Consider the following 20,897-nt stretch of genomic DNA (forward strand, 5'->3'; position numbering starts at 1 on the left):
TCACTCAACCAGCCTGGCTTCATTTCTTTTCTCCGTTTTCTCGCTGTGTTCCAGCGGATTGGGAGCGCTCAACAGCTGCAGAAGCGCTGTCTGATCCAGCACCGGCACCCCCAGGCCCTCAGCCGTGCTCAGCTTGCTGCCGGCCTCAGCCCCAGCCACAACGTAACTGGTCTTCCGGCTCACCGAACCGGTCACCTTGCCGCCAGCCTTCTCGATCAGCTCCTGGGCCTGGCGGCGGCTGAGGCTGGGCAGGGTGCCCGTGAGCACGAAGGTCTGGCCCGAGAGCGGGGCGGAGGCACCAACCGCTGGCGCCTCTTCTGCCGCGTTGGCCATGGAGAACCCCAGCCCCTGGAGCTGCTCCAGCAGCGTCTGATTGGCCGGAGTGGCGAACCACTGCTGCAGGCTCTGGGCGATCTCGGCGCCGATGCCGAACACGGCCGTGATCGCTTCGGGCGTCTCCGCCGCGGCTCTCGCCAGCTCTGCGGCGCTGGGAAAGGCCCGCGCCAGGGCCTTGGCGTTGACCTCGCCCACGTGGTGGATGCCGAGGCCGTAGAGCTGGCGGTGCCACGGTTGCCCTTTGGAGGCAGCCAGGGCTTCCGTCAGGTTGTCGGCGCTTTTCTGGCCCATGCGCTCGAGGCTGGCCAGCAGGGCCCCATCGAGTCGGTAGAGGTCCGCGATCGAGCGCACCAGACCCTTCCCCACCAGTTGCTCGATCAGCTTGCTGCCGAGGCCGTCCACATCGAGGGCTCCCTTGCTCACCCAGTGCCGCAACGAGCCGCGCAGGATCGCCGGACAGCTCGAATTCACGCAGCGGGTGGCGGCCTCACCCCGTTCGCGCACGAGCGTCGAGCCGCATTCCGGGCAGGCTTGGGGGAGCTGCAGGGGCCGTGCCCCGGCGGGCCGCAGTTCCGGCAGCACCCGCACCACCTCGGGGATGATCTCGCCGGCCTTGCGCACCACGATCGTGTCGCCGGCGTGCAGATCCAGCTCCGCCAGCCGGTCGGCGTTGTGCAGGGTGGCGCGGCTCACCGTGGTGCCGGCCAGTGCTACCGGCTCGAATTCGGCCACCGGCGTCACCACGCCGGTGCGGCCCACCTGGCAGGCCAGACGCATCAGCTTGCTGGGTGCCTCCTCGGCGGCGTACTTGAGCGCGACTGCCCAGCGCGGCGCCTTCTGGGTGAAGCCGGTGTCGGCCTGCAGGCGCAGGTCGTCGAGCTTCACGACCACGCCGTCGGTGGCATAGGGGAGCCCCTTGCGGCCCTCCTCCCACCGAGCGAAGAAGGCCTCCACCGCTGCCAGGCCCGGCAGCAGCTCGGCGTTGGGGTTCACGCGGAAGCCGGCGGCCTGGAGCCACTGGAGGCTCTCCCATTGGGTGGTGGGGCGTGCGGGGTCAGCATCACTGGGGCCGCCCGCCTCTGGGCCGCGCTGCCACTCCTCCGGCAGGTGCAGGGTGTAGGCGAAGAAATCGAGCCGCCGGGCCGCCACCACGCGCGGGTCCAGCTGACGCANGGTGCCGGCGCAGGCGTTGCGGGGGTTGGCGAACAGTGCCTCCCCCTTTGCCTCCCGTTCGGCATTGAGGGCGGCAAAGGTGGCATCGGGGATCAGGGCCTCGCCGCGCACCTCCACCCAGGCGGGCGGCTTCTCCAGCTGCAGTCGCAGCGGCACGCTCTGGATTGTGCGCACGTTGGCGGTGATCTCCTCGCCACGCTCGCCATCGCCCCGGGTGGCGGCGCGCACCAGCACGCCCTGCTCGTAGCTGAGGGCCAGGGCGTTGCCGTCGATCTTCAGCTCGCCCACCATCGGCAGTTCCGGCAGCGGCTCGCCCCGGGCCGGGGTGCGGTCGAGCACCTTGAGCAGCCGCCCGTACCAGGCCTCCAGCTCCTCGAGCGAGAAGGCGTTGTCGAGGCTGAACAGGGGAATGCGGTGCTCCACGCTGCGGAAGCCCTCGGCCGGCGATCCACCCANNCGTTGGGTGGGACTGTCCGGCTCGAGCAGTTCCGGGTGGGCCGTCTCGAGATCCTGAAGCTCCCGCAGCAGCCGGTCGTAGACCGGGTCCTCCATCAGCGGCGCGTCGAGCACGTAATAAGCGTGGGCTGCGCGGTTGAGCAGNCCACGCAGCTCGGCGGCCCTGGCCTGCTGGGCGGCTGTGGCGCTCATGGACGCTGGTTGATGAGGTGTTGGGCTCAGCTGGCGACGGTCCTGATGCGGTCGATGCGCCAGGTGTCATCGAGCTTCACGAAGGTGAAGTCAAGCGGCAGTTCCTCCTTGGCGTCGTTGAGCAGCTTGACCGTGAGGATCAGCTGGCCCTCCTGCAGGCGCGGCCGGCCGCTCTTGAGGTTGCGGTAGCGGTTGAGCTTGAGACCCGCCAGGAAGGCGATGAACTGCTTGCGGTTCACATGGCTGCGGTAGTTCTTGGTGGTGAGCAGGTAGGCGCCATCCACCTGGCCGCTGGCGATCTGGGTGAAGAACTGCTTGAGCAGCGGATTGATGCCGCGGGCGCTGAGCACCAGCTTCACCGCCGTGATCGTCCAGTAGAGGAGCAGGGCTCCGGCGCCTGCCAGCAGGGCCTTGGTGCCGATGCCTTGCACCAGTTGCCAATCCATCGACGGCTCAACCTGTGTTGAATGGNCCCAGAGTCTGACTGACCAGGCTCTCCGCCAGCGCCTCCGCACCGCCCGTGCCGCTCGAGCCCCTGCTGCCCCTCTTCCATCGGCTCAACCGGGAGCATTTCGAGGGCTCCCTGGCCCCGGACGGCCGGCCCTTGGTGGTCGTGCGCTGGAGCGACGGCCGCCTGCGCCGCAGCGCCGGTCTCTACCGGCACGGCCGCCGGCCCGACGGCAGCGACCTGAGCGAGATCGTGCTGTCGCGCCCCCTGCTGGAACCGCTGCCGCGCGAGGCAACGCTCAGCACCCTCTGCCACGAGATGATTCACGCCTGGACTCACCGGGTGCTGGGGTTGGCGGAGGTGCACGGCCCTCACTTCCGGGCCCGGATGGCGGCGATCAATGCGGTCCAGAACGACTTCCTGGTCAGCGTGCGGCATCGCTATCCCCTGCCCGGCGCCGACGGCGGGGAGCGTGCCTGGCGCTGGCTGGCCCGCTGCCCGCGCTGCGGTGTCACGGCCCCCTATCGCCGCCGGGTGAAGGGGCTGGCCTGCCGCCAATGCTGCGAGCTGCACCACGACGGCCGCTGGCACGCCAGCTGTGTGCTCGAGTTTGTGGAGGCCGCCGCCTAAGGTCGGCCCACGCCGCCTCGGCCATGGCCACCTTTTTCTGGACTCTGGAAATGGCGGGCCTGAGCATTGCCCTGATCGGCATGCTGCGCGAGCGGGGTCTGCGGGCCCGGCGTCGTTAGCCTGGGCCCATGGACGACTTCCGCCCGCAGCGCCGGCGCCCGGCAGACCCCCTCGAGCAGGGACTGGACAAGCTGATGTCGGCCGGCGTCAGCTGGTGGATGGGGTTTCCGGGGCCCGGCCCGGCAGTCGGCCCACTGGCCGTGGCACCGCTCCTCTGCCCCGGCTCGGGGATCTGGGGCGCTGGGTGGAGAGCCGCCTGGACGGTCTGCTCGATGAGGACGATGACGCCTGGCGTGAGTCGTGGCAGCAACAGCCTCCTGCACCCCAGCCGGGCGCTGGCGGCCGCCGGCCTCTGGAGGCCATCTCCCGGCGCGGCCGGCCACCATCCTTCCCCGGCCGCGGCGATGGTCGCCCCGATGCCGGAGGCGACGCCGTGATCCGATCGGCGGAGGAGGACTGGCCCGACGATGCCTCCTTCACGTTGCCCCGCTGGCAGNCGTGATCCGCTCGGCCGCCGCCCGGTCGATCCGCTGCGGGAGCCTGCTCCTGATTCGGCCAGGCCGATGCCGNCGGTCCGGCCCCTGCCCCGCTCCAGCCGCCGGCGCTGACTAACCTGCCCCTAGACGCGCTGAACTGATGAGCAGCCTGGTGGTGGTGGGTTTCCCCAACGTTGAGGAGGCCGAGCTGGTGCGGCGCGAGCTGGTCGACATCCAGCGCGAACAGCTGATCGCGCTGGAGGACGCGGTCGTTGTGGAACATGACAGCGAAGGCCAGGTGCACCTTCGCCAGGCGATCAACCTGGCCGCCGCCGGTGCTGGGCGGGGGCTTCTGGGGCACCCTGGTGGGGCTGCTGTTCCTCAACCCTCTGCTGGGAGCGGCCGTGGGCGCAGGCGTCGGCGCCGCCTCAGGCTCCCTCTCCGACATCGGCATCAACGACGGCTTCATGCGCGAGCTGGGTGAGACCCTGCCCCGCGGTGGCGCCGCCCTCTGTCTGCTGGTGCGCCAGGCCACTCCGGATCGGGTGGTGGAGCGGCTGCGCGCCCACGCCCCGCACGCCAAGCTGCTGCGCACCAACCTCTCCCATACCGACGAGGACAGGTTGCGGGAGCTGCTGGAGCGGGCCCGTCAGCAGGCCGAGGCGCTCAGGCTGGCCTGAGCCTCTGGCTCGAGCTGGAACCCGCAACCCCGCTGGCGCAGGGCCGCATTCACCGGCTCCACCAGCGCACTGGGCAGCTCGCTGGCCAGTTCCTCCACGCCGGAGATGACCGCTTCCCTGTTGGCCTGGAGGGCTTCGAGCAGGTCAGCCCACTGATCCACGAGGCGCCGCTCGGCAGCCGTCTGCAGGCCCTGATCCTCCAGCACGGCGCCACAGCCGCTCCGGTGCCACAGCGCCCCGCCAGGGCGGCATCTGCCTGCCGGGCACCTCGCCAGGCCGGCGCGCAGGGCATGACNGCTGGGGGCCCCATCGCGTTGCCGCACCCCCGCCACCTCAAGCAGCCGGCCGCACTGCACGGCGGAGATGCCATGGAGGCGGCCCAGGTCGGTGAGGCTCAGCCAGGTGCCGTCGTGAATCGGATGGGGGGCGGAAATCGGATGGGAGGCCATCGTCCTCCGGAGCAGGTTGACCCAAGGTGCGTCAAGCATGAGGACTGTCAACCTGTCAAGTGATGTTCCGCATCATTCCGCGCTTGCCTGTCCCAGCCACCGCTCCAGGGCCGGCGAGAACACCTCACGGATCACGGTGAGCTCCCTGCCGCCCCGGAAGAAGCGGTAGTGGCGGCTCCAGAATGGTCCCCTGCGTCCGAAACGCTCCTCCAGCCAGGGAGCGTCGACCCGGGCCAGTCCGTCGACCTCGCGGTACAGCTCCGCCCGGTTGCTGGTGAGACTGCGCCAGATCGGCTGCTCGCGCTCCCGCAGATGGGCGTCGGCCTGTGCCTGGTTCCACCAGCTCTCCGCCCAGGCCAGCGTTTCGTCGCCACAGCGCAGCCACACCTGGCGTCGCAGCAGCGGGGTCTCCAGCTCAGTGATCTCGGGTGGTGGAGGTGCGCCGGCGGCCCTGAGGGGATCACTGGCATCGTCGGCCGACATGGCGATCAGATCGATCGTCACCGGTTGGCCGCTCAGGGATTCGAGGTGTCGCGTGGGGCTTCCATCACCCAGCAACAGCAGCCTCCAGGGCCCGCTCAGCCTGCGGTCGCCCGCAGCCGTGGAGCCATCGCTCAGGTTGAGCTGCCAGAGGGGCCAGGGGGACGGGAGCAGCCCTGCAGAGTCACGACCGGAGTCCATGGCGTCATTCTGGTCAGCCCCTCCCTCCGACCGTGCTCTGGCCGGTAGGGTTCCCCCAACCGGCCTGCCAGGGTGCTGTCCGAGGTCGTCGTCACCAACCTGCATCGTCGCTACACGGGGGTGTCGGCCACGGTGAAGGCCCTGGTCCCCTGGCAGCGTCAGCACCTCGACGTGGCCGTGTGGGACTGGGGCCGGCTCGGTCTCGGCGGTGAGATCGGCGCCTGGCATCTGCTGCGTTTCGGCTGGTCGCGACCGCCTGGAGGACAGCGACGGATCTGGCATGCCCGCCGGGACATCGAGATCCTGTTCGGCCTGGCGCTGCGGTCCCTGCTGCGCCAGCCCTGGAGCGTGGTGTTCACCTCGGCGGCGCCGAAGCGGCCGGGCTGGTGGCTGCGGCAGCTCATCCGCCGCTGCGATGCGGTGATCGCCACCTCCCCCCGTTCGGCCGCGTTTCTGGAGCACTGCGAGGCGGTGATTCCGCACGGCGTGGATTGTGAGCTGTTCTCGCCGGCCCTGGATCGCCAGGCAGCACTCGCGGAGGTGGGGCTTGCCGGTCAGCAGGTCATCGCCAGCTTCGGTCGCATCCGGCCAAGCAAGGGCACCGACCTGGTGGTGGAGGCCCTGCTGCGGCTGTTGCCCGGCGCTCCCGGCTGGGTCGGGGTGATCACCGGCCTGTGCCGGCGNCCTGAGCAGCCTTACCTGGCTGCTCTGCAGCAGCGCATCGCCGCCGCAGGCCTGGCAGAGCGCATCCGGTTCACGGGGGATCTCACGCCGGCCCAGATTCGCCGCTGGTATCAACGGTCTTCGATCTGTGTGGCGGCCTCGCGGCGCGAGGGCTTCGGACTCACCCCCCTGGAGGCGATGGCCAGTGGCTGTGTGCCGGTCACGTCCNGCGCCGGGGCCTGGCCCTGGATCATCCGTCCGCCGTTCGGCGTGCTGGTGGAAACCGGCGAGCTCGAACCGCTGGTCGCCGCGCTCGATGCCCTGATCGCCGATTCCGGGCAGCTGGCCACCATGGCTGCTGAAGCACGGCGTGCTGCTGTACTGGACTGTTCGATCCAGCGGGAAGTGGATCAGATTCATGCCCTCTATGCCAGGCTCAGCTGCTGAGGAGGCAGGGCGATGCAGTCCGGTCCGGACGTCAGCGTGATCATCTCCACCTACAACGCTCCGCGTTGGCTGGAACTGGTGCTGGAGGGATACTTCTGCCAGGCATTCACTGGCTCGTTTGAGCTGGTTATTGCGGATGACGGTTCCACCGAGGAGACGGCGCGGTTGATCGATCGGATGTCCAGCCGCAGTCCGGTGCCGATCCGCTACATCTGGCAGCCGGACGAAGGCTTTCAGAAGTGCCGGATCCTCAACAAGGCGATCGCTGTCTCATGCGGGCAGTTGCTACTGTTCACCGATGGTGATTGCATTCCTCAGTCCACGATGGTGGCCATCCACCACAGTCGGGCCGAGCCGGGATGGTTCCTCACCGGTGGCTATCTGAAGCTTCCCAGGGCGGTCTCTGAGACCATCAGCGTGAGCGATATCAAGGCCGGCCACGTCTTCCAGCCATGGTGGTTGATCCACCATGGTTTCAGGCCCTCCGGCAAGCTTCTGAAGCTCATGCTGCGGCAGCCGTGGGATCGATTGGCCAATCAGATCACGCCCACGAAGCGCACCTGGAATGGCCATAACTCGTCATGCCACCGGGACGATGCAATTGCCATCAATGGATTCAATGAGGAAATGCAGTATGGAGGTGAGGATGTTGAATTTGGCTGTCGCCTGAACCATTTTGGAGTACGTGGACGTCATATTCGTTTCTCAACCATTCCTGTACATTTACATCATGAGCATTCCTATGTGAAAGCGGGCATGCGCGAACGGAATGCCCAGATCCGTGAGCAGACCATCCATTCACGCCTCCAATATTCACCATTAGGATTGCAACAATGGCTCCGTGAAGACGGTGCCCTCTCCTTGGCCAAGCATGATCGCTGTTGGTATCGGAACTGAGGCCATTCGTCTAGGCATCTGATTCGTGACGGAAGCTTTACCTGCGGACTCCCTATCGATTTGTTTGTTCTCGGATGTGGCATTGCCAAGCGTCGGTGGAGCGCAGACGGTTCTTGATGAGCTGGCAAGCCGTTTCCAGTTGCTAGGTCATCGCCCGGTTGTCTTGGCGCCAGTGCCCAAACAGTCTTGGGATGACAGCCATCTGTCCTATCCAGTGATCCGTCATCGACGCTTGCTCTCTAAGCGTTATGCGGTGAGGCTGCTGCTACCAAGACTTATTCTTTTGCAGGCAATGAACCGGTTTGACGTGATTCATTGCCATGCAGCATACCCGCAGGCCTATGTGGCTCGCGATCTTTCAAGGCTTTTCAATATTCCCTACGTTGTCAGGCCCCATGGCGCTGATGTTCTGCCTGGAGATTCCATTTGCAGCAATCCGAAGCTGGCACGGCGTGTCCGTTCAGCGTTAGCGGATGCAGACGCAGTCGTGGCGCAGGGAGAGTCGATGCGGCAGGTGATTCAACGTTTTGCTGTGTCTGAACATCGGATCGTCACGATTAATAACGGCGTGAATCTTGACCTTTCTTCGTTTGTCCCCTCATTTGACTACCCTCGACCCTATGCCTTGGCAATGACGAGTCTGGTTCCTCATAAAGGAATCGATCTTCTGCTCCAGGCCTGGGCCAAGTCCTCGGGATCGTCGTCGCTTGATCTGCTGATTGCAGGGGCGGGCCCAGAGCGGGACAAGCTTGAACAGTTGGCCTTGGAGCTTGGCATCTCAGAACGAGTGCGTTGGCTGGGCCTTGTGGCTGGAGCTGGCAAAGNCTCCCTGCTTCGATCCGCTCAGTTCTTTATTTCAACGCCACGAAGGGAGCCGTTTTCCAATGCGCTGCTCGAGGCTCTTGCAGCTGGATTACCTGTCGTGGCTACAGCTGTTGACGGCAACAAAGAAATTGTTCAACACAACATCAACGGTCTGCTTTGTGCACCCAACTCTGCATCTGATATTGCAGAAGCCATCAATCTGCTGTCCTCCCAAGTTTCATTGCGTCAGTCGCTCGCCGCAGGGGCAACAAGGCTGGCTGCAAACTATAACTGGGACCGCGTTGTAAGCCAGTATCTCGATATCTATCGCAGGGCTATTGAATCAAGGGCCTCAATCGCCTAGGACACCCGCTAGGTGTTTTTCGCAGGCAAACAGGATTTTTTCATGCACCTGCGCTGTTCTCATCCTTCCACCCCGAATTCCATGATAGGCGCGATCTGGCCTTAGCCTTAATAGTTCACCAACTCCTACTTTCTGGAAACGATGTGGAATTTTTTTCTGGAAGAAGTGTCTGAGAGCGGTTTTCAAGGTGCCGAGCCCAACCTCTGCGTTGCCAATTGAGTTGAGAAAGCTCCAGCAGCAGTGCATGACGGCAATTGAACTCATCTCTGGAGAGCCGGCATACAAATGCTGCCAGCGAGCATTGAATTTATCGGGTAACCTCTGCCAGTCCCAGCCATCTCTTCTCAGCATAGCGATGGCAATCGCCAGTCCCGCCTGATCGCTTTGATGGATCCACCGGCGTGTTCCTTTCGACTCATCAAAAAGTGATGCGATCTTCAGAATCGACTTTTCCCAATGGGTACGAAGGTCTGCTGCCCAGGGAGCGAAAACGACACCGCCATTGTAATAGGGAAGCATTAATCGAGTCTGGTTGTCTTCCGATTCAAAACCCATCATGCGTCTTGGAAAGCGTGGCAGGCCCAGCTCATGTACCAAGGGCTTGATTGGAGTTGGCAGAGGCAGCTCCAGGGTTGAATAGATCACTCGCCAATCCCGAATCGTCACATTTGGAGCATCATCGGGTGATGTAGCCAGACTGCCAGCCAGGGCCGAGGCGGAAGAGATATCCGACAGGATCGCTATGTCGACGTCGAGTAAGAGGTAGTTCTCTGTTTCATTGCTGATTTCCAGGCCGCGCAACTTATTGCCAACATGATGGCCTTGACGAAGTTGTAATGGATCATGCACGGTGATGCGTGCTCCGCATTGGCCTGCAAGCAGACGAACACTCGGTGGCGGCTCACCGATACAGGCGAGATGCAGTGGATAGTGGCGAGCCTCACCGGCATACTCCATCCAGCTTGCCAGAAAAACCAGCGTTCGCGCCTCAAAGACAGCTCGCCCACTGCCCGAAAAATCAGGAACAGTGATAACGTCAAAAGCTTGAGCCTGAGACGTGAAAGAAATCATGTGTGGTTTGAACGTGAATGAATCATACTCGCCTTGCAAAAGGGGAATCAGCTCCTCTCCACAATCACGACCCATTTCTGCGCAGGGATACCTTCGGGTGATGACTCCAGACGCTGCTGGATGGCTCCTCCGTAGTATTCAGCTTCTTGGAATCGTGCGATGAAAAATCAAATCGTGATCATCAATGTGGTAGGATCTGATCAACGCAGGCTGGGCTAATGATTTACATCGTGCTGGGCATGCACAAGTCGGGTACAACACTGATCTCTCAGATTCTTCATCATTCAGGCATCTCGATGGTTGATGACGTGGATGAGACTACGTCCTATGACAAGGGTAATCAGTGGGAGCGGGAATCGACCAAGGCAATGAATCATCAGCTTCTTGGCTCGAACGGATTGTTCAGCCTGCTCGCCAAACCGCCGGCTGTTAGAACTGCTGACCCAGTCATCCGCCATCAGATGTCTGAATTGATCAGTCGTTATAACTCCTCGGGCCAAGACTGGGGATTTAAGGATCCTCGCAGTTCGTTAGTTTATGACGAGTGGTCAACTGTTCTGCCTGAGCACAGGATTATCGCCGTATATCGACGGCCTGAGGAGGTATGGAATCATTATTGGAACAGCAGTACCCGATTGAGACGTCGTCTCACGGTTTTTCGGCATTTTGTCGCCTGCTGGTGTGAATACAACCTACAAGTTATACAATCAATTCAAAAGGCCAAGGCGCCATGGATTGTTCTGTCCTATTCGCGGCTCATGCATTCAGATAACGAGTTTCGCCGGCTTGAGGCTTTTGTTGGGCGCCTTTGTGTGACGAGCGCAGACCCGAGATGAAGCGCAGCAGTCCATCGCCAAGAGGAATTTATCAGCTCGCGACCATGGTCCAAAGCATGAAATCCAGACATGATCCAATGTCTGTTCTCGCAGCGTTGGAAGAACTCGAGTCTGCGACGGTTTCGTTGGAAACTCCCATTGGTCATCAGTCAGCCAGTGAATCGCCAATGCCAGGGCCGCTTGCCAATAACAATCCGTTGTTCTGAAACACGGAAGCCATTAGGCAATCCTTGATGCCGCAACAAACTCTCTGCACAGTTGGCTGTAATCATGCCCCTGTGTGTGCTTTCACCTAGCACCATAGCATTACGTTTGATCATCAATCGGCGACTACCCGCAGGAAGGTCAATCTGCCTGTGAAGGGTATCCATCACCTTGGCTGACTCAATCACAGGCGGGAATCTTTCAAACAGATGGCGAAGAACCCTCACCCTCAGAAACTGATGCAGCCATATTCTTTTATAGTTGTGGATCTCTCTGAAGGCAGCATCTCGGATCCAGTACTCGCACGACTCATCCCCGGCGCGCATTGTCTTGTCACGAGACTGGCGCTTCGTGAGGCACAGCCCTGATATGTCTGATGGTGCCTCACAGAGGCTGGCGACGACATTCTGTGCGATTCTCCTATTCACCCAGATCGGGTACTTATCATCTGGACACCAATAAACCCACTCATCATCATGGAAGTTCTTCAGCATATCCAAGACTGCCGCTCTGAATCTTCCTCTCTCATTGCCTTCGCTGGTTTCACGAAGGACAACCCTGCTTCCTAGGCGAGCCGCGATATCTCGAGTGTCTTGCCCATCTGGAAGATGAAATCTGAATGGACTGTCGGGCCAGACTCTCTGGTAACAAGTAATCATATGCTCTGCCAGTGGTGCGTAGCGCTGACATGTCAGCACGATGGCAGGGATGGATGTATTCATTTCTATCTGCGATAGGTCATTCTTAACGCTCGCTGGCTAATGGTTAGTTGGGGGCGATCTGCTTCATAGCCCCAGCGCATCATCCAATCACTGCATTCATCCTCTATGGCTCTGATTTGGGCTGGCAGTAATATCTTTCTGTACTCCCCAATTCCAGCGGTTGCAATGTGGTTGTGATGTAGCAATGAATGCGGGTCGAACTTGCTCATGTTTCTGCCTGTCTGCATTTGTATGGCCACTTGGCCTGCCCTTAGCTTCTGATTGTCGAGACTATATTCCTGTGCGAGTGACCCAATCTCATTTTCGCTGAGCGAGATGTCAAGATGGTCTGCTATACTCTTGATCACGCCATGCAAATCTGTCACTAGATCTTCGTAGCGACAGACCAATGCTCCAGGTTGTCGGGCCCATTCATCAAAGCGACCTGTCCAATACCTGAGCCGATCATTCCGCCATATCTTGCGAAATGACCAGTCGTTTTTCTTCATTGCCGAAACCACAACATCTCTGATGTCTCGATGGGCAGTGATTACTTTGGCCCCATTATGTTCAATTTCTTTCAGCATCTCGGAAGTCAACTTATGGGCTTTGAATGCCAGCATCTGGCTGCTGGATGAATGCAAAGAGCGTATTTCCGAGAAGGCTTCGGGGGAATGCCAGGTAATTCTGTCGCCAAGCCCCCTGTCTTCAATGAGTTGGCTAACAATCTGATACTGGAGCGTTGATCCTGATCGAAACATGCCGCCGCAGAAAACAAACATAGTCTTCCTTCTCGGGCTATTGGGCTGCGGCACAATATTCTAGCCTATGCCCTTGCAAGAATGATTCTTTTCCTGCGAACCGACGCTCATAGTGGGTGTCCGGATGTCTGTCAAGTCTCTCAATTGATGTCCTAAAACGATACTCTACGAATGCAATAGCTTGTCCTGTATTCATCCACTTCCTATTTCTTGTCGGGCCAGTCTGCGGAGCGCCAGCCTATGAGCTCTTCAAGCTGCCTTTCATAGGGCTCAAAATCAGACTCGAGTTGATCACGAATATGCTTTGGGACCACTGTCTTTATGCGACTCTGGTTGACCACAGGATAATCATCTGGCTGCCATCTCGTCACACCTAGGAAGTCGCAAACTTCAGCCAGGGTCAGCGTGGGCTGCTTAAACAGCCTGCTTGACCTGATGAGTAGGATCTGATTCCTAGGGAAATACCGGAAGAATCGCTTGATCAGAATGGCATATCTGCCTCTTGCCTTGTAGGAAAAGTATTGATGCACAGCACTGCAATAGTGCGGATCGTTCAACATCTTTTCTTCTTCGCCGGCAAGGCGTTCTTCTTCTGCCTCAAGGGCGTCGCGAAGCGATAGGCACTCCCGTTGGTCTTTAAGATTCTTCTGATAGTGAGAGATTGCTCTATCGATTGGATCTCGGAGCAGAAAGACTAGCCGCGCGTCTGGTATTGTGTTATGTATTCTTTGGGGAACTCGCGGCTCATACATGTAGTAAGGACTTGATTCAAACAGGAGTTGATGCCTGTTATTGGAGACTGCCTTGCCCATTCTGAATTGTCGCTTATACCATGCATGTCCACGATCGAAGTGGAGATCAAAGTAGTGAACTTCTTTTCGGCGTGATGCCGAGAGCTGGGGATGCTTGGCAAGATAGCTAAATAGCGCGGTTGTTCCGCAGCGCATGCCTCCACCAATGATCAGCTGTGGAAAAGGACGCTGTCGTCCTGTGATTGAATCTGTTGCTTCAAGCCATGCATCCCAGGTCTTCCGCCTGATTCGTGTTGCTATTCCCGGCTGTCGACGCAGCACAGCGCTACAAGCATCAGTGCCGCATCGATAGTCAACCTTCTCGATCTGCATTCCTGATGTACTGATCACGGGACTGTTGTAAGTGAATCTCGCTCCATGTCTAATCCTTTTATCGTGTGACCGATCCATTCTGTTGATGGAGTGTGGACTGGGCCAGAAAAACCCCATAGAGACAACTCAGGGAGCCAGTGACCTCAAAACTGGCGATACTTCTCCCAAACATGAAAGCTATCAATAGCGACACAAGGGCTGCCAAGCTAGCGATGCTGATTGGATTGTGTCGATCGATGCTCATTCCCTTGGCAAGCCTGATCTGCGACAGGATATAGGCAAGTGTCAAGCCAAGCCCAATGAAGCCAGTGGAGAAGAAGAGATCGACACCAATATTGTGTGGATGGTTGTACACTCTGGATATATCTTGATATGAGTAAACTCCGAAGACCTCCCTGAATGTGTTAAAGCCAAAACCTGAAAAGGGGTGAGAGCTGATTGTTCGTTCTATTGCCGTGTGCCACATGCTTAATCTAATGTCGAGGCTCTTGATGCTTGTCAAAATATCCTTTCGGTCAAATGCGACGATGAAGGCGGCGAAAAGCCCTCCCGTGCCTACGTAAGCTGCAATCTGTATTACTCTTGATGCCCCGAATCTGCAAGTCAACCAGAAGGCTGCAAAGCAGATGGCTGCGAGCCATCCGGTTCTGTGATTGGAGAATAGTAGAAGCACGGCAACGGCAACAAGATTGACGATGAGAAGCATTCTCGTCGCCTTGTCTTGACTATCCTTGTGCCTGGCTATCAACTGTGATGCCAAGGCTATCCCTAGGATCAACCCAGCGAACAGTAGGCTATAGCCGGTTCCGTTGGGATTGTCGCGAACACCAAAGTAAAGACGCCCTTCGTAATAGGCGGGAGACATGAAGTAAACGGCGAGCAGGATTGACGTTGGAATCAGCGTTTGCAGGCGTATGCCATCACGCCAGAGGTGCCTGCCGATCGTTACGCCTGGTATCAACATTAGAAAGCCGCTGGCAAAGCTCAGTGCTCCTTTCACCGCGGTTCCGGGGCTGCCACTCAACGCCGAGAGCGCGATCATCGCAACTAGATAAATTCCCGTATAAACTGGGATCCTCCTGTCAATCTGGCGATAATCTTGATTGGCTAGTGCGATCAGGAAGATCGTCAAAATCAGAATTGGACGTATCTTGACGTGCCATATGCCGATTGGTGCAATCAGCAGCATGGTTGTTTCAAGATGCCAGAGCCAGGTAGTGCCTTGCTGATCGGCTCGGCCATCCTTCACCGCCAGCTTCGATCTGGTTTCATTCTGGGAGTCATGCTGGTCTGTCATCGATTTGGGGTATCCTCCCGTATGGCGCGGTTGCCCACTCTCCTGTCGGGCTGCAGCAAGTCAGGTTCGGCTGTGACGGACGCGCCGAAGGGGCTCGGGCGATGGTTTCATGGTCGGCTTTTCGGCCACCCAGGCGGATCTAACCTCGACGATATGCGACGTGGGCGACTTCAAAAGCCACTGCTGATGTTTACGCGGGCCTGTTCGCCACCCCGTTCAATCACAGCGGTATCGCCGCTTGCGGATCGCAGCCGCCAGCCTGTGCTTCCGATCGTTTCACCGACGCTGGCACTGGTGGAGCTGCCGCCGATTTGAAAGATCGCTGAGCTGTTTCCCCCGGGGACCTGGATCACACCCACCAATTGAGGCATGCTGCCGCCACCGCTGCTGGCGGGGGGCGGTGCGCTTGGCGTGACGCCGCGGCCTTGAGCGGCTGGTGCGGGAGCACTGACCCGACTGCTCATCGGAACCTGAAGCACCCGAGCCGGAGGTGCAGAGCTGCTTGGCAGGGTGGCCAACTCCTGCATCCATGGCTCATCCGGAGGAGGAGGAGGCAGCTCAGGGCCTTCGCCGCTGGCGTTTGACCCAGGGGCTTTGGCACTGGAGGCCGATGACGCTCCCCCGGCCNGGGTCAGATTGCGCAAGCGCTCGATGAGCAGCATGTTGCGCTCCTGTTGCAGAGCCTGCTGCTGCTGGTTCCAGATGCCCAGCCCCGCGAGGGTGGTTCCCGAGAGCAGCAGCGCCATCAGCCCGAACCCGCCGAGCAACAGTCTCCTGTCGGCAGGGATGCGGCTGCCTGCTTGGGATGCTCGTGGGACAGCTCGAGGAGGCCTCTGGGGGTTGACAGTTGTTCTGGCTTGGTGATGTCGGGCTGGCAGCGTGGTCGTTGCCGCTTCAGTGGGCGCTTCTTCGGGCGCGATAGGCCTTGCAGGCTCCGTTTCGACGATCTCCAGTTCGATCGAAGGCTCCGGGGCGAACACCCGGTTCATCACCTGCTCGGCCTTGAGTTCCCAGAAGGCTCTCGAGGTCGGGATGCCACGCACCGGACTCATAGCACTGGCGATCCATGGGCTGGACGAGCCAGTGTATCGGTGTTGGGCTGAGATGGGGAGTTGCGCGACTCGTGGCTGCGCCGCCGCTCCAGCTCCAGCCAGAGCAGCAGGGCGGTGAGGTCGGCATGACTCACCCCTGCCACGCGGGANGCCTGCCCCAGGGTGGCCGGCTGCACGACCGCCAGCTTCTCGCGAGCCTCGCGGGAGAGAGTGGCGATGGATGCATAGTCGATTCCTGCGGGGATGGGGCGGTGCTGCTGCTTGCGCACCTGCTCGATCTGCTGTTGCTGGCGGGCCAGATAACCGCTGTATTTGATGTCGATCTCGGCGGCCTCGGCCACATCGCGCGCCAGNCCTGGTGGGGCCAGGCCATGGCGCATGAGGTCGGTGGCATGGAACCCCGGTCGGCGCAGCAGCTCCGCCAGGGTGACCGAGCCCTTGATCGCCGCTCCGGTCTGAGCCTGCACCGCCTGGGCCTCCGGATCGCTCGCCCTGAGCCGAATGGTGTCGAGGCGCTGCCGTTCTGCAGTGATCTCCTCCTGCTTGGCGGTGTAGATCGCCCAGCGCCGATCATCGATCAGGCCAAGCTCGCGGCCCAGGGGCGTGAGGCGCCGGTCGGCGTTGTCGCCGCGCAGCACCAGCCTGTATTCGCTGCGGCTGGTGAGCACCCGGTAGGCTCGCGCAGATCCTTGGTGATCAGATCGTCGATCATCGTGCCGATGTAGCTGCTCTCCCGCGGCAGATGCACCGGCTCCTGGTTGCGCACCTGCCGGGCGGCATTGAGGCCTGCCACGAGCCCCTGGGCAGCGGCCTCCTCGTAACCGGTGGTGCCGTTGAGCTGCCCTGCCGTGAACAGTCCGGCAACCCGCTTGGTTTCCAGTGAGGCCTTGAGCTGGGTGGCGGGCAGCACGTCGTAGTCCACGGCGTAGGCGGGGCGCAGCATCACGCAGTGCTCCAGCCCCGGCAGCGTGCGCAGCAATTCCAGCTGCAGGTGCTCAGGCAGGCCTGTGGAGAAGCCCTGCACATAGATCTCCGGTGTGTCGCGACCTTCCGGCTCCAGAAAGATCTGGTGGCTCTCCTTGTCGGCGAAGCGCACGATCTTGTCTTCGATCGAAGGGCAGTAGCGGGGCCCCTTGCTGTCGATCAGGCCGCCGTAGATCGGCGTGAGGTGCAGATTGTCCTGGATCAAACGGTGGGTGGCGGCGGTGGTCCGGGTGATGTGGCAGCTCATCTGCTCGCCGCTCACCCAGGCTGACGGATCAAAGGAGAAGAACCGATCGGCGGCGTCGCTGGGCTGCTCGTCCAGCTGGTCGAGGGCGATGCTGCGCCGGTCGACCCGTGCCGGTGTGCCCGTCTTGAGCCGATCAGTGCTGAAGCCGAGAGCCTGCAGGCTCTCGGTGAGCCCTTCGGCGGCCTGCTCGCCAGCCCGGCCNGCCGGCATCGACTGATGGCCCACCCAGATGCGGCCGCCGAGAAAGGTGCCGGTGGTCAGCACCACCGCCCGGGCGGTATAGATGCTGCCGAAGTAGGTGCGCACGCCGGTGATGCGGGCTGCCGGCCCGTGTGCAGGTTCCCAGCATGCGCCGCCGCCATCGGCGTCACCCTCGATCAGCAGCGACGTCACCATCGCCTCGCGGAGCGCCAGGTTGGGGGTGTGCTGCAGCAGCTGCAGCATCTGGCGGGCGTAGAGGCGCTTGTCGGTCTGGGCCCTCAGGGCCCACACGGCCGGGCCTCGGCTGGCGTTGAGGATCCGCTTCTGCAGGGCGGTGGCATCGGCCAGCCGGCCGATCACACCCCCGAGGGCATCAACCTCATGCACCAGTTGGCTCTTGGCCGGTCCGCCCACCGCAGGATTGCACGGTTGCCAGGCAATCCGATCGAGGTTCAGGGTGAACAGGGCCGTCTGCAGACCCAAGCGGGCCGCGGTCAGGGCGGCCTCACAGCCGGCGTGACCGCCACCGACCACGATCACATCGAAGGCTTCGGAGCTTCGTTCACTGGGCTGGCGCATCATTGAATCCTAGAAGCTTCCCTGCGCTGAAACGCGGTTTGCGGCCGTTGCTCAGCCCGGATGGGTTGACCCGCTTCTGGGCCTCGAGTTCCTGTCGGGACGCGTAGGCCTTGCGCCTGGAAACCAGGAGTAATAAAGAATGATGTCCCTGCCGGATGGGTGCTGTATCACATGACGATTGAAATCAAGTTTCGGGAGGCCTCGATCGCGCAGGGCGAATGCTTTCAGCAGCCGGCTCGACACCTCGGGAGCAACAGGGGAATCGAAAAGAAGCAACACTCCTTGCGCTCCGTGGAACTGACCTCGGCTGCCTGAATCTGAGGCATGGCGATCAGCAACGCTGTTGCCTGCAGGGTGCTCTTTCGCCAGCCTGATCACTCGGGCGCGCGGGAATGCCAATCTTGCATTGGCCGCCACCTTGATGTTGCTTGTGACAATCACATCGATTGCCGCTGAGGGCGTCGTGATGGCGGCGATTGCAGCCGTGAGCTCCGAGATCGACGGCGCCAGTTTTTTCTTCTGATGACGTGGAATCAGAGTTGAACTGGCCATCTGCGCCGGCAGGGCGATCAAGGCTGCCAGAGCGGCAATCATCGAAAGACTGGCAAAGCCTTTCAATCTCCTCTTCTCCAGTGGTGGCAGCAGGGTCGCGGCACTGAGCGGAACGTAAAACAGCAACGAGTGAAACCAGTGAACTCTGATGACCTTCTCCTGTGTCACCAGAACGATCACCAGCAGCATTGTTGCAGCCATGGCCAGCGGCAACCTCTGCAGCAATGCCCGTGCAGGATGCCTGGTGGGGTTGGCGATCTTCAGCTCATGACGATGTGGCCAGGCCAGGACTGAGAAGCCCAGCCAATAGGGGCTTAGGAAAACCATGGCCATCACGAATCCGCTCAGGGGCCAAGCCCAGAAAGGAAGGCGCATCACCTCATAGTCGGTCCATCCGTAGAGGGAATCGCTGGCATTCGCAAGGCACCACTGAAGGTGCGGCGCCACCAATGCGCTGGTCGTGCCTAAGCTCAGAAGAATCCTTGGATTGAGATAGACGGCCCTGAATCGCTCAATGGTGAGACCTGTGGCGATCAGCGTGCCGATGAGAATGAGAAAATTGTATTTACTGAGCAGGCCTGCGGCTGCGAGTATCCCCAGCAGGAGGAAGTTCAACACAGATGGCTGCCGCTCGGTACGAACCAGCACCAGCAGCAGGAAGATCCCCATCGTCGTGGCCAGCACCGAGTGGCTCAGGCTGGTTTGGGACGTCCATATGAACTGTGGGATCAAGGCATAACTGCTGATCGCGATGATCGTTTGGTCAGCCCTGAGCTTGAGCTCCCTGCTCAATAGCAGCAGGCCCCCCACGCAGGAGCTGAGCAGGCCTACCTTGAGAATCGCAAGCGCTGTCTGGCTTGGTCCCAAGGCGGCAAAGCCCAGTTTCGTTAAATAGGTGTAGAGAGGAGGCTGATCCCCGTAGCCCAGTCGCCAGTCCTGAGACAGCAGAACCTGTTCGGCGTCGTCGAAGCTGATGGTGCTGTTGAGGGCAATTCTGAGGGCGGCAAAAACGATCAAATAGAGAGTGATGCCCAGCCAGAGCCTGGTGGAGGGGTGATGCAGAGCTTTCCTGCGGTGCTCCTGATGCATCCCTCAAGGCGCCGCCAGATTCCTGAACCGTGTGAACTGGGGCTCGAACAACAGCTTCACGGTTCCCACCGGTCCGTTGCGGTGCTTGGTCACGATCACCTCGGTGATGCCGCGGTCGGGGGTTTCGGGGTTGTAGTACTCGTCGCGGTAGATCATCAGCACTAGGTCGGCGTCCTGCTCGATCGAGCCCGATTCGCGCAGATCGCTCAGCATCGGCCGCTTGTTGGTGCGCGATTCCACGCCCCGGCTCAGCTGGGAGAGGGCCATCACCGGCACGTTGAGTTCCCGGGCCATGCCCTTGAGACCGCGGGTGATGCGGCTCAGTTCCTGCACCCGGTTGTCGGGGGTGCTGCCCTCCATCAGCTGCAGGTAGTCGATCACCACCAAGCCGAGTTCCTTGCCGGTTTCAGCCATCAGGCGGCGGCAGAGGGAGCGCATCTCCAGCACGCCGGCGTTGGGCTTGTCATCGATGTAGAGGGCAGCTGGCCGAGGCTGTTGATGCCCTGGCCCAGCAGCGGCCACTCCTCCTGCTGCAGCCGGCCGGTGCGCAGCCGGCCGCTCTCGATCCCCACCTCCATCGACAGCAGCCGGTAGGTGAGCTGCTCCTTGCTCATCTCCAGCGAGAAGACGCAGACCGGCAGCTGGTGCAGCTGGGCCACGTTCTTGGCGATGTTGAGCACGATCGAGGTCTTGCCCATGGCCGGTCGGCCGGCGACGATGATCAGATCGCTGCGCTGCAGCCCCTGGGTGATGGCATCCAGGTCGTAGAAGTTCACCGGGATGCCGGCCACCGCAGTGCCCAGGGAGCGGCTCTCGATCTCGTTGAAGGTGCTGGTGAGGATCTCGGCCGTCGGGGTGAGGCCCTGGCTGGGCTTCTCCTGACTGATCGCGAAGATCGTCTGCTCGGCCTCGTCGAGCACCTGATCCATCGGCTTGCTCGCATCGAAGCCGAGGGCGATCACCGTGTTGCCGGAGCGGATCAGCTGGCGGCGCAGATGTTTGTCATGGACCAGCCGTGCCACCTGCTCGATCGAGGCCGTGGAACTGATCCGCTCCACCAGCTCCACCAGCCGCCCCTGGCCGCCCACCTTCTCCAGCTGGCCGGTGTCGGCCAGCCAGGCGGTCATCGCGGTGAGGTCGGTCGGTTTGCCCTGGCCGTGCAGCATCAGGGCGGTGCGGTAGATCTCCCGGTGAGCGCTCAGATAGAAGGCATCAGGGCGCAGCAGGTCGGCCACGCGGCCGATGGCGTCGGGGTCCAGCAGGATGGCCGCCCAGGCACGGCCTCCTCGGCTTCCAGGTTCTGGGGCGCACCGCATCGGGCAGGGCCTCGAAGCGGGCCTCCGGCCTTGAGCGAGATGCCGCCGCTGTCGAAGGTGATGCCCTTGCCCGCCAGCACCACCGGACCGGTCGAAGGCGCGCCGCGTCCGGTATAGCGCACGATCA

14 protein-coding genes and 4 pseudogenes are annotated in these 20,897 nt (G+C 61.2%); 6 read left to right on the forward strand and 12 right to left on the reverse strand.

Annotation, left to right across the window (positions count from 1 at the left end; translation table 11 throughout):
* The gene (gene ligA / locus SYNGFB01_RS03760; protein WP_048016988.1) at window positions 1–2,157 is read right to left on the reverse strand and encodes an NAD-dependent DNA ligase LigA; all 2,157 of its coding nucleotides are present in this window, start codon (window positions 2,155–2,157) and stop codon (window positions 1–3) included.
* A 26-nt stretch (window positions 2,158–2,183) separates the two neighbouring features.
* Complete coding sequence (locus SYNGFB01_RS03765) at window positions 2,184–2,603, reverse strand: hypothetical protein (RefSeq protein WP_048016989.1); 420 nt, start codon at window positions 2,601–2,603, stop codon at window positions 2,184–2,186.
* Between the two features lie 74 nt (window positions 2,604–2,677).
* Here SYNGFB01_RS03765 and SYNGFB01_RS03770 point away from each other — a divergent pair, with 74 nt between their 5' ends.
* A complete protein-coding gene (locus SYNGFB01_RS03770; RefSeq protein WP_048016990.1) occupies window positions 2,678–3,235 on the forward strand; it encodes a SprT family zinc-dependent metalloprotease in 558 nt (185 codons plus the stop codon).
* Window positions 3,236–3,931: 696 nt separating this feature from the next.
* A pseudogene (locus SYNGFB01_RS03780) lies at window positions 3,932–4,451 on the forward strand (DUF1269 domain-containing protein).
* 521 nt (window positions 4,452–4,972) lie between these two features.
* On the opposite strand, the gene SYNGFB01_RS03790 reads toward SYNGFB01_RS03780, so the two are convergent.
* On the reverse strand, window positions 4,973–5,581 hold the full coding sequence (locus SYNGFB01_RS03790) for a chorismate lyase (protein WP_082325854.1): 609 nt from the start codon (window positions 5,579–5,581) through the stop codon (window positions 4,973–4,975).
* A 72-nt stretch (window positions 5,582–5,653) separates the two neighbouring features.
* Here SYNGFB01_RS03790 and SYNGFB01_RS03795 point away from each other — a divergent pair, with 72 nt between their 5' ends.
* Genes SYNGFB01_RS03795 through SYNGFB01_RS12975 form a run of 3 tightly spaced genes read left to right on the forward strand, consistent with a single transcriptional unit; the run spans window position 5,654 to window position 8,756 of the window.
* Complete coding sequence (locus tag SYNGFB01_RS03795) at window positions 5,654–6,691, forward strand: glycosyltransferase family 4 protein (protein WP_048016992.1); 1,038 nt, start codon at window positions 5,654–5,656, stop codon at window positions 6,689–6,691.
* A 12-nt stretch (window positions 6,692–6,703) separates the two neighbouring features.
* The gene (locus tag SYNGFB01_RS03800; RefSeq protein ID WP_048016993.1) at window positions 6,704–7,588 is read left to right on the forward strand and encodes a glycosyltransferase family 2 protein; all 885 of its coding nucleotides are present in this window, start codon (window positions 6,704–6,706) and stop codon (window positions 7,586–7,588) included.
* Window positions 7,589–7,613: 25 nt separating this feature from the next.
* Complete coding sequence (locus SYNGFB01_RS12975) at window positions 7,614–8,756, forward strand: glycosyltransferase family 4 protein (RefSeq protein ID WP_048016994.1); 1,143 nt, start codon at window positions 7,614–7,616, stop codon at window positions 8,754–8,756.
* Here the strand turns inward: SYNGFB01_RS12975 and SYNGFB01_RS14070 are convergent.
* Entirely contained in the window at window positions 8,745–9,827 is a 1,083-nt protein-coding gene (locus tag SYNGFB01_RS14070) for a hypothetical protein (RefSeq protein ID WP_152669507.1), read from the reverse strand. The two genes, SYNGFB01_RS12975 and SYNGFB01_RS14070, sit on opposite strands and share 12 nt — an antisense overlap.
* Window positions 9,828–10,045: 218 nt before the next feature.
* On the opposite strand from SYNGFB01_RS14070, the gene SYNGFB01_RS12980 reads away from it, so the two are divergent.
* Window positions 10,046–10,663: a sulfotransferase gene (locus SYNGFB01_RS12980; protein ID WP_072061546.1), complete on the forward strand. Its 618-nt coding sequence runs from the start codon at window positions 10,046–10,048 to the stop codon at window positions 10,661–10,663.
* 149 nt (window positions 10,664–10,812) lie between these two features.
* On the opposite strand, the gene SYNGFB01_RS14075 is transcribed toward SYNGFB01_RS12980, so the two are convergent.
* The 8 genes and pseudogenes from SYNGFB01_RS14075 to SYNGFB01_RS16205 all read right to left on the reverse strand — a co-directional run.
* Window positions 10,813–11,361, reverse strand: coding sequence for a hypothetical protein (locus SYNGFB01_RS14075; RefSeq protein WP_152669508.1), 549 nt, complete (start codon window positions 11,359–11,361; stop codon window positions 10,813–10,815).
* A gap of 230 nt (window positions 11,362–11,591) precedes the next feature.
* Window positions 11,592–12,383 (reverse strand): sulfotransferase, encoded by a 792-nt coding sequence (locus tag SYNGFB01_RS12985; RefSeq protein ID WP_152669509.1) that lies wholly within the window; start codon window positions 12,381–12,383, stop codon window positions 11,592–11,594.
* 149 nt (window positions 12,384–12,532) lie between these two features.
* Window positions 12,533–13,453, reverse strand: a complete 921-nt coding sequence (locus tag SYNGFB01_RS12990) for a sulfotransferase (protein ID WP_161795845.1) — start codon at window positions 13,451–13,453, stop codon at window positions 12,533–12,535.
* 58 nt (window positions 13,454–13,511) lie between these two features.
* On the reverse strand, window positions 13,512–14,750 hold the full coding sequence (locus tag SYNGFB01_RS12995) for an O-antigen ligase (RefSeq protein WP_082325856.1): 1,239 nt from the start codon (window positions 14,748–14,750) through the stop codon (window positions 13,512–13,514).
* Window positions 14,751–15,798: 1,048 nt separating this feature from the next.
* Window positions 15,799–17,813 (reverse strand): annotated as a pseudogene (gene mnmG, locus SYNGFB01_RS03820) (tRNA uridine-5-carboxymethylaminomethyl(34) synthesis enzyme MnmG).
* Window positions 17,814–17,864: 51 nt separating this feature from the next.
* Window positions 17,865–19,454, reverse strand: coding sequence for a glycosyltransferase family 39 protein (locus SYNGFB01_RS03825; protein ID WP_048016997.1), 1,590 nt, complete (start codon window positions 19,452–19,454; stop codon window positions 17,865–17,867).
* A gap of 3 nt (window positions 19,455–19,457) precedes the next feature.
* Window positions 19,458–20,777: pseudogene (gene dnaB, locus SYNGFB01_RS03830) on the reverse strand (replicative DNA helicase).
* A gap of 61 nt (window positions 20,778–20,838) precedes the next feature.
* A pseudogene (locus tag SYNGFB01_RS16205) lies at window positions 20,839–20,892 on the reverse strand (hypothetical protein); the annotation flags it as partial.
* Window positions 20,893–20,897: the final 5 nt, after the last annotated feature.

The organism is Synechococcus sp. GFB01 (genome assembly GCF_001039265.1).
In the GTDB taxonomy this organism is placed as follows: Bacteria; Cyanobacteriota; Cyanobacteriia; order PCC-6307; family Cyanobiaceae; genus NIES-981.